At 69.0% G+C, this 8,581-nt stretch carries 2 protein-coding genes; one reads left to right on the forward strand and one right to left on the reverse strand.

The features are described from left to right. Nucleotides 1-186: hypothetical protein (locus HYG95_RS24565; RefSeq protein ID WP_220139785.1), on the reverse strand; the 186-nt coding region annotated here is incomplete at its 3' end. A 97-nt stretch (nt 187-283) separates the two neighbouring features. Here HYG95_RS24565 and HYG95_RS24290 point away from each other — a divergent pair. Then, nucleotides 284-8,581 (forward strand): hypothetical protein (locus HYG95_RS24290; RefSeq protein WP_370465908.1); only part of this gene is annotated, 8,298 nt, incomplete at its 3' end.

An 8,581-nucleotide genomic window follows, 5' to 3' on the forward strand; every position in this document is an offset into this window, starting at 1 on the left:
GGCCCCGCGTACCCCCGACTCCGAAGCAACACCGCCGCGAACGCCGGATTCGGGCGTCACACCTTCCCGCGAACCGGCCACCGACTCGACCCCGGAACGCACCCAGGAGCCCGAAGCACCGCCGACCCGCACCCCGGATTCGGACACAACTCCGCCACGCACACCCGACCCCGATGTGACGCCCACACCGGACCATGCTGCGTCCCAACCACGTACGCCGGATGCCGATGCGACACCGCCGCGCACGCCGGATTCGGATGTTTCGCGCACGCCGGATTCGGATGTGACACCGCCGCGCACGCCGGGTTCGGATGTGACGCCCACGCCGGATTCGGATGTGTCGCGCACGCCGGATTCGGATGTGACACCGCCGCGCACGCCGGGTTCGGATGTGACGCCCACGCCGGATTCGGATGTGTCGCGCACGCCGGATTCGGATGTGGCGTCGTCGCGCACGCTCGACGCCGATGGGCGACCCACCCGGACCGTGGATTCCGACGGCGTGCCTTCACATTCGGACGCCGGTGATGCGCAGGCGCGCCGCCCGCACTCCGATGAATCCCCGCGCACCGCTGATGCGGATTCGGGCCCCACGCGGACGCCCGATGTTCCTTCACGGGCAGCCGACCCGGACAGCACACAACAGCGCAGGCCCGACGCCGACGGCGCTCGCCCACGTACTCCCGATGCCGACAGCTCGACTCCGCGCCGACCCGATGCGGACTCCACCCAGCAGCGCAGGCCGGACGCGGTGCGGCAGCCTGCCGGGGATGCCACTGCCCCACGGCGCAATGACCCCGACTCCGCCGCGCCGCGCAGGCCCGACGTGGACAGCACCCGCCAGCGCACGTCGGAGGCGGACTCACTGCGGACGCCCGACAGCACCGGGCCGCAGCGGACACCGGATGGTGCGCAGCGCAATCCTGAGGGGAACGGAAGTGAGGCGCCCGCACGGGGATCCGATGGTGCGGACCGCAATCGTGAGGTCGATGGTTCGGTGCGGCCCGAGGATGTCCGGGATCTCACGCGGCGTCCACCGCTGGACGAGACACCCGACTTCCTCGCCGAGTCCGATGACATCGAGGAGGGCCTGGAGAACGACGTCTATCAGTCCGCGGACGGCAAATGGCATCATGTGCTCGACCCGGCGGGCACGTTCCGGGATGTCAACTTCCGGCTGCACGATGCCAACGGGTTCTGTCGTGATCCGCTCACCAGCAGCGAGTTCCGGTATCTCGCGCAGGAGGGCCCCAAGCGCACCTACAAAGTCGCCGATCCCGAGATCGCCAGGCAGATGGCCGACATCGTGGCCGACCGCACGGTGGTGCAGAAGCGCAGCGATGACGCGCTGAAGATCGTCAACCGGTTGATGGGCGAGTTCGGTGTCGCCAAGCTCGGCGATATCGCCAGCAGTCAGAAGCTGGACAAGGTCGTCGCCGAGCAGCGGCGCAAGCTCGAGGACGCCTACGACGACCTGCAACGTGACCTCGCGGACCGCCCGGACGACCCCCAGCTGCAACGCCGGGAAACCGAGATCATCGACAAGCTCGAGCGTCTCGACGAATTCGAACGCGCCGCAGCCTGTTTCAACAGGCTGCGACCGCAACTCGTCGCCCACTCGAAGGCGCTCGGCGAGCTCGCCGCCCGCGCGTTCGGCCTCGACCCGGCCGAATTCCCCGGCGCTGTGCTGCTTTCACCGTTCGACGGGGACATCGACGGCCGCCCGGTCATCGACGGCGCGAACGTGCTCGACGTGGTTGTCTACGTGCCGGGTACCGACGGTGCGCCGCCGGCGCTGATCTCGCACGAGGCGAAGGGCGTCGGCTCCAAGCTCGGTGGCTCGAAAGTCGCGAGCGCGGAACAGGGTTCGCCCGAGTACTACCGCCGCACCCTGCGCATCGACAACAACCTGCACCGCATACTCGCCGAGACGCCCGAGCAGATGCGGCAACGCGGCATCGACCCCGAATCGCCCGAGGGGCAGGCGCTGATCCGCGCGAGGAACGACCTGCTCGACGCGCACCGGGCAGGCACGCTGCGCTTCGAGTACCACCACGTGCACGCGGACAGGAACGGCAACGTGACTGTCAGCGAGTTCGATCTGGTGCGCGACGGCAACCTCGTGCGCATGGACAATGTCGGTGGATACGATTCGCCCACACTGCAATCCGATGCGGTCCCGCGCACCGACGACGACACCCCTGTCCGCCCGGAGGACCCGGACGAAGCGGCTCGTTTCGACGCCGACCAGCTCGGTGCCCCCGACTCCGACGAGTGGTCGAACCGCAGTCCCGAGGAAGTCGCCGAGCGCCTCCAGGATCATCTGCGCCAGGTCACCGGCAACCCCGAATTCGAGGTGTTCGGCTTCGATTCCGACTCCGTGAATCCGGAGGTGGCGCGCGAATACGCCCGCGCCATGGTCGACCTGTTCGACCGCAACCCCACCGTCGACCTGCGCCGCGTCGGCATCGGCGAGCTGCCGACGGGCGTGATCGGAATGTCGCAGCCGAGGATCGACCCGGCGACCGGCAGGCTCTACACCGAATCCATCGTGCTCAGCCGCGACCACGCGCAGAGCGCGGAATACTTCCGTCAGCGTATGCAGCTCGGGGTCGACAACAACCGTTTCGCGCCCGAGGTGCTGAGGCGGCCGGTGTACGCGGTGCTCGCCCACGAATACGGGCACGCGCTCGACTACGCCGGTCAGCAGAGCGCCCGCCACCAGGCCGAAGACCTGCTCATCCAGCGCTACGCCGACGACACCACCCGCGACCCCGCCCAGTCCTACGACGACTGGCTGCGGCAGCTCAGCGGCTACAGCTTCGACGGCAACGGGCGGTTGCGTCCCGGCGAAGCCGTGCCCGAGGCGTTCGCGGCGCAGATGCTGCGCACCCTCGGTGGCGACGACACCAGCCCGGAACCGGTACGCGCACTGCACGATCTGGTCACCGATATCGCCGCGCGCCCACCGGAATCGGTCACCTGGCCGCTGTCCGAGGACGCCGAACGGGCCGCCGAACCCGACGACGTGCCCGACCGCGCCGACCGCGACCTCCTGGCCGACCCGGTGAACGACGAATGGTCCGATCTGCCACCGGCCGAGGTGGGACGACATCTGGCCGAACGAATGCGCGACATCACCGGACACGATGTCGAGACCTTCGGCTTCGACCAGCCGAACGTGCATCCGGCGATGGCCCGCGAACTGGCCCGCGGCATCGTCGACATGCAGACCCGATACCCGAGTGTCGAGGTGCGCAGCGTCGGTATCGGGGAGACCGGACCCGGCCGGGTCGCGGAGACAGCGCCCGAACGCGACCCGAACGGCGGCTACCGCGCCAAGTCGATCACGTTCAACCAGCAGTACTTCGCCGGCAATGGCAGCCTGTTCCAGAACCTCATGCGCGCCAGCAAGCCCGGCTTCTACACCCGCAGCCTGTGGGACCGTCCGGTGTACGGCTTCGCGGTGCACGAGTTCGGGCATGCCCTCGACTACGCGGGCGAACCCCGCACCCGCAAACGTGTGGGGCTGCGTCTGCACGACCACTACCACCGCAACCGGCTGGGCGACCGCGACGGCTTCAACCCTTGGCTCGCGGGCGAACTCAGCGGCTACAGCATGAACAGCCGGACCGGCGAGCTCAATCCGGGTGAAGCGCTCGCCGAGGCTTTCCGCGAAATGGAAGCCACCCGTGACGCGGACGGCGCGCTGCACCCGGAACGGGTGAGCCCGGCCGTGCGGATCATGTACGACCTGCTCACCGACGCGGCGCAGGTACCGCGCTCCGACGCGATGACCGTGGATCGCGCGGCCGACGAGATGCAGCTACGTCCGCCGTGGGAGGACGACATCCCCGACCTGGGTGATCTCGGTGCGCCCCGCGACGACGAATGGTCGGACCTCTCGCCGAGCGAGGTGGGCGACCACCTGCGCGACGTGCTGCGCGAGGCGATGAACAACCCGGACTTCGACGTGTACGGCTTCGACCTGCCCGGGCTCGATGCCGAGGTGGTTCGCGACTACGCGCGGTCGATGGTCGAGCTGTACAACGCCTTCCCGCAGACGGATCTGCGTCGCGTCGGCATCGGTGACCTCGATTACGGCGTGCTCGGCCAGACCACCCGCACCCCCGACCGGACCACGGGCCTGCCCTATACCGACATCACGCTCGGTTACGACTACGCGATCAGCGCCATCCACCTGCGGTCGTCGATGCAGCAGTCGGTCGACTCGGGTCACTTCCATCCGGGCGTGCTCGACCGGCCGGTGTACGCCATCGCCGCGCATGAGTACGGTCACGCGCTCGACGCGGCAGGCAGGCTAGCGGCCCGGGCCGACGCCGACGGGACGCTCGACGAAGCCTTCCACGACAACCCCGACGGGTACGACGATCCGGACTCGTGGCGGCGTCAGCTCAGCGGCTACAGCCGCAGTGGCCCCGACGGTCGGTTGAACCCGGCGGAGGCGCTCGCCGAGGCGTTCACGGAAGTGCTCATGGTCGGCCACGACCGAGCGAGTTGGCCCGCCCGCACCCTCTACGACCTGCTGATGCGGGAGGCACAGAACCCGACCCGCGATTATGTGCACAACCTGCCCGAACAGGGTGCCGACCATATGGAACTGCCCGATGGGGGGAACCCGGATCGGCCGGAACCGGACGGGTCCGACCCGGATCGCTCACAGCGGGAACGTTCGGAACCCGAGGCCGGAGATCCGGATCGTTCGCAGCCGGACCGCTCGCAACCGGATCGCTCGCGTAGCGACGGCGAGCTGACGCGCGACGGTGCGCACACCGATCCACCGCGCACCGCCCAGCCGCAGCCGGAAGCGCCGCGTCAGAACAACTCCCCGGAGGAAACGCCACGCCGGCGCCGGTGGTGGCGATCGGAACAGCCTGCGATCCCGGCCGAACCGGAACGACGCGTCTTCTTCGACATCGACGGCGAACAGGTGGTTGTGCCGCTGTACCGCGACGCCGACGGCGAGTGGCAGGTGGCGCCGCAAGACACGACCATGCGCCAGGCCGAGCCGAGGTCGTTCCTGAAACGTGCGCTCGCGCAACTCAACAACCACTTCCCGATCCTCAAGCAGCCCTCCGGCGCGCCCAACATCGGTGACAGTGCGGGACAGGCCGCGATCCGCGACGGTGTCCTCGGGATCGGCGACATGATCGCCAACCCTGGCCCGGCGCAACTGCCTCCGCCCAGCCCGACGCCGCCGGGAGTTCCGACGGTCGGGCCCGGACCCGAGGCTTCGGCGCCCGACCCCACGTTCTTGCGGATCGCCCAGCAGACCCCGGTCTTGATCCAGAACCGCGAGTACCTCCCGCTCTTCGGCAAGTTGTCCGGCCGGGTGCGTCGTTCGGGCGGCGAGTATCCGGCGATGCGCAATGAGGACGGGTCCGAATACCGTCCCGAGCTCAGCGACGCCGACGCCGACCTGGTGCGCAGGCAGATCATCAGCGATCTGCGGGTCGAGCGTGTCACCCCCGAGGACGCGCGCAACGATCTACTCGAGGCCTTCGAGCATGCCGGGCGTGGACAGCGCGAACGCATCCTGCGCGACATGCTCGCCAACGACCTGATCACCCAGGACGAAGCCGACGAACTGCACAACAAGCCGCAGCCCGATCCGCTGCCGCCGCTGCCGCCGCCCGTCGACCCGCCGCCGCCCGGTGGGGAGACGCTGCGCGAGATGTTCGACCGGTTGCTCGGCGTCGAGGTGGCCGACGAGCCGGATGCGCTGCGCCGGGAAATCGACCGGCAGCAATACATGGTGATGCGGCAGACCGCGGCCATCATCGGTCTCGGCGATGCCTTCATCCGCGCGCACATCGAGCAGAACGCGCCCTACACCTCCGCCGACGGCGAATCGCAAGCTCCGGTGCGCTTCGGCGGACGGGTGAGCATGATCGACCAGAACCCGATGGGCCGGTTCCTCACCGAGTTCATCGCCGCGTTCGGCCGCGATCCCGGCGTGCTCGCCACCACCCCCCTCGACAACGGCGCCGAACCGCTGCCGATGTTCGGCGACCCCGATGCGCTCGGCCGCGACCAGGGTCTGCGCGACTTCTTCGTGCACGCCCTGCGCCGCGACCAGCTGGCCCACGAATTGGACACGTGGGCAGGCACATTCGGCCTCGGACCGCACCAGCTCACGCCGGACACGGTCGACGCGTTCGTGCAGAGGCTGTTCGAGATCAATCGGATACGGGCCGAACGGCTCGCCGAACTGATCGCGGCCGTGGAGGATCGGCTGCCACCGCGCGACACCGACGGGCCGACCCTCGGCGAGCCGATTCGCGACCAGGTTGCCCGGCTGCCAGGCGGCGACGGCGCGCCCGATCGGCTCGTCGTCACCGACGGGGCACGCGAACGCGACCAGGTTCTCGCCGATGTGCTCGCCTCCCGACCGGATCTGGCAGCGCAGATCCGCGACGGCGACCTGCTGGTCGACTACCGCAAGGTGCTCACCGACTTCAGGGGGCAAACCCACCTCGAGCCGGTCGACACACCGCAGGTGCGCGACCACACCGAAAACGTCGACGGACGCGATGTGCGGATCACCCTGCTGCGCGACGGTGACGGCGCCTGGCGCCCGATCATCGGTTCGGATGCCGTCCCCGGTGACGGTGTGACGGTGCAGCGCACCCGCGAGCAGATACTCGCCGACCTGGTCGATCTGATCTTCGCCCTCGAGCTCACCCCCGCAGATGTGCTGCCCGGCGACATCGACGAACGGATCGCCGAACTCAAACTCGACAACGCGGTGCGCGCGGCGCAGGTCGAGGGCCTGGCCGACTTCCTGCGCACCGGAAACCTCGTCGAGGACTTCCACACCGTCAGCAACGCACGCGGCCGCCTCGCGTCCGCCCTCGGCCTGACCCAGGAACAGATGACCGCGGGCAAGCTCGGTGACCTACTCGCCGACGCGTCTCGACGAAAAGCGTTGCGCGCGCAGAACTTCGACGATCTGGAACTGTACTTCGGTACCCTCCGCGACCTCGATTCCAAGGCGCTCGACGCGGCGCGTCAGCGGCTGGCCGACCGGCTCGTGCCCGACAGTCACATCCATCCGGCGCACCGCCACGACTCGCTACCCGCCGACGAACGCCCGACCACCACCGAGCGGCCGACCCGCAAGCAGAAGCGGCTCGCGCGGTACGCCGACCTCGCCGGTGTCGACCATCGGGTCGCGGCGCTGCTGCCCCCGGGCCGGGTCGAGCGGCCGGGTGGGCACAGGGACGACGACAAGGTCTTCGCCGTCGACCCGAAGGGGTTGAGTGGGAAGAAGCTGCATCAGCTGGTGCGGATGCACGAACAGCAGGGCAACGGCGAACTGGTGCGTGAGGCACTCACCGAATTCGCCAAGGCGCTGCGCGACATCGACCGCTATGCCCTCGCGCCGACGGACAGCAAGGACGTCGTCCGGTCGGAGAATCAGAGCGATCCGCGGTCGGACGGCAAGGAAATCGCCGACCCGAGGCTTGTCCGCGAGTCGATGCCGCTGCAGGGGCCCGACAGCATCAACGCGATGCGCCGGGTGATCGCCGACGCGCTCGGCAGTGTCGACGTGGCGGACTTCGCCCGCGCGGTCGCCGAGGGCGCGGGCAACCTCGACCTCACCGTCCCCGGCAACGTCGGCAATACGAATCGGCCGTCTGCGGGCCGCGATTGGGCACGCCTGGTCGGCGTCGACCTGGCGGGCGCGGACGGCGTGACATACGCCAAGATCTACGAGGCGTTCCGCGACGGCAAGATCGAAAAGCACGAAGGCCTGAAGCCCGAGCAGATGGCGGCCGTGATCCGGGAATTGCGCATCGAAATCGCTGATCGCGCAGCGAAGTTGACGGCGCTGCGGCAGTTGGTGCACGACTACTTCGGTACTAACGACAACCATCTCGGCACTGAGCCGGGCGAAAATACTCCGCCCCGGCGTCCGCAGCAGCCGGGTAGTGGGCTGCCGGGAGAGGGCGCGCCCGGTCGGCCGAATTCTGCTGAGCAGCAAGGCGAGTCCGGTCCTGCTCGTACCGTGAACGGTGGGGGCGGAAAGCCGCCCGTGCAGCCGCCTCGGTCGTCGTCGTCTGATGAACCGGAAGATGGTGGGCACGACCGCGATTCGGACGGCGACCCGTTCGACGACGCGGCCCGCCGGAAATCCGCGGCCACCGACGAGGTGTTCGATCGGCACGATGAGGCCGCCGACGCTCGTCTCGCGGAGACGCTCGAGCGATTGACAGAGGTCCAGCAGGAGCTGGAGCAGGGACTGAACGAGTCGCCCGCACCGCAACCCGACGAGTCGGTACCCGCCCGCGACCCGCAACCCCAGCCGAGCCCGGACAGCCGAATTCGCGACATCCTCGACGAGATCACCCAACTGCGCGGTGAACTCGACGACCGCTCGGTCGACACCGAACTCGACCGCGAACAACTCGCCGCCGACCTCCTCGCCAAGGCCAGAACCCTCCGCCTGGAACAACTCCTGGACCAGACCCGCCGGGAAATCGCCGCCGAATTCGACGAACTCGACCGCCGCGACGACGAGGGCCCCGACGACGACGGCCTCCCCGCCACCCCCGAC

This window comes from Nocardia sp. GTS18 (assembly GCF_013839555.1).
Classification (GTDB): Bacteria; Actinomycetota; Actinomycetes; order Mycobacteriales; family Mycobacteriaceae; genus Nocardia; species Nocardia rosealba.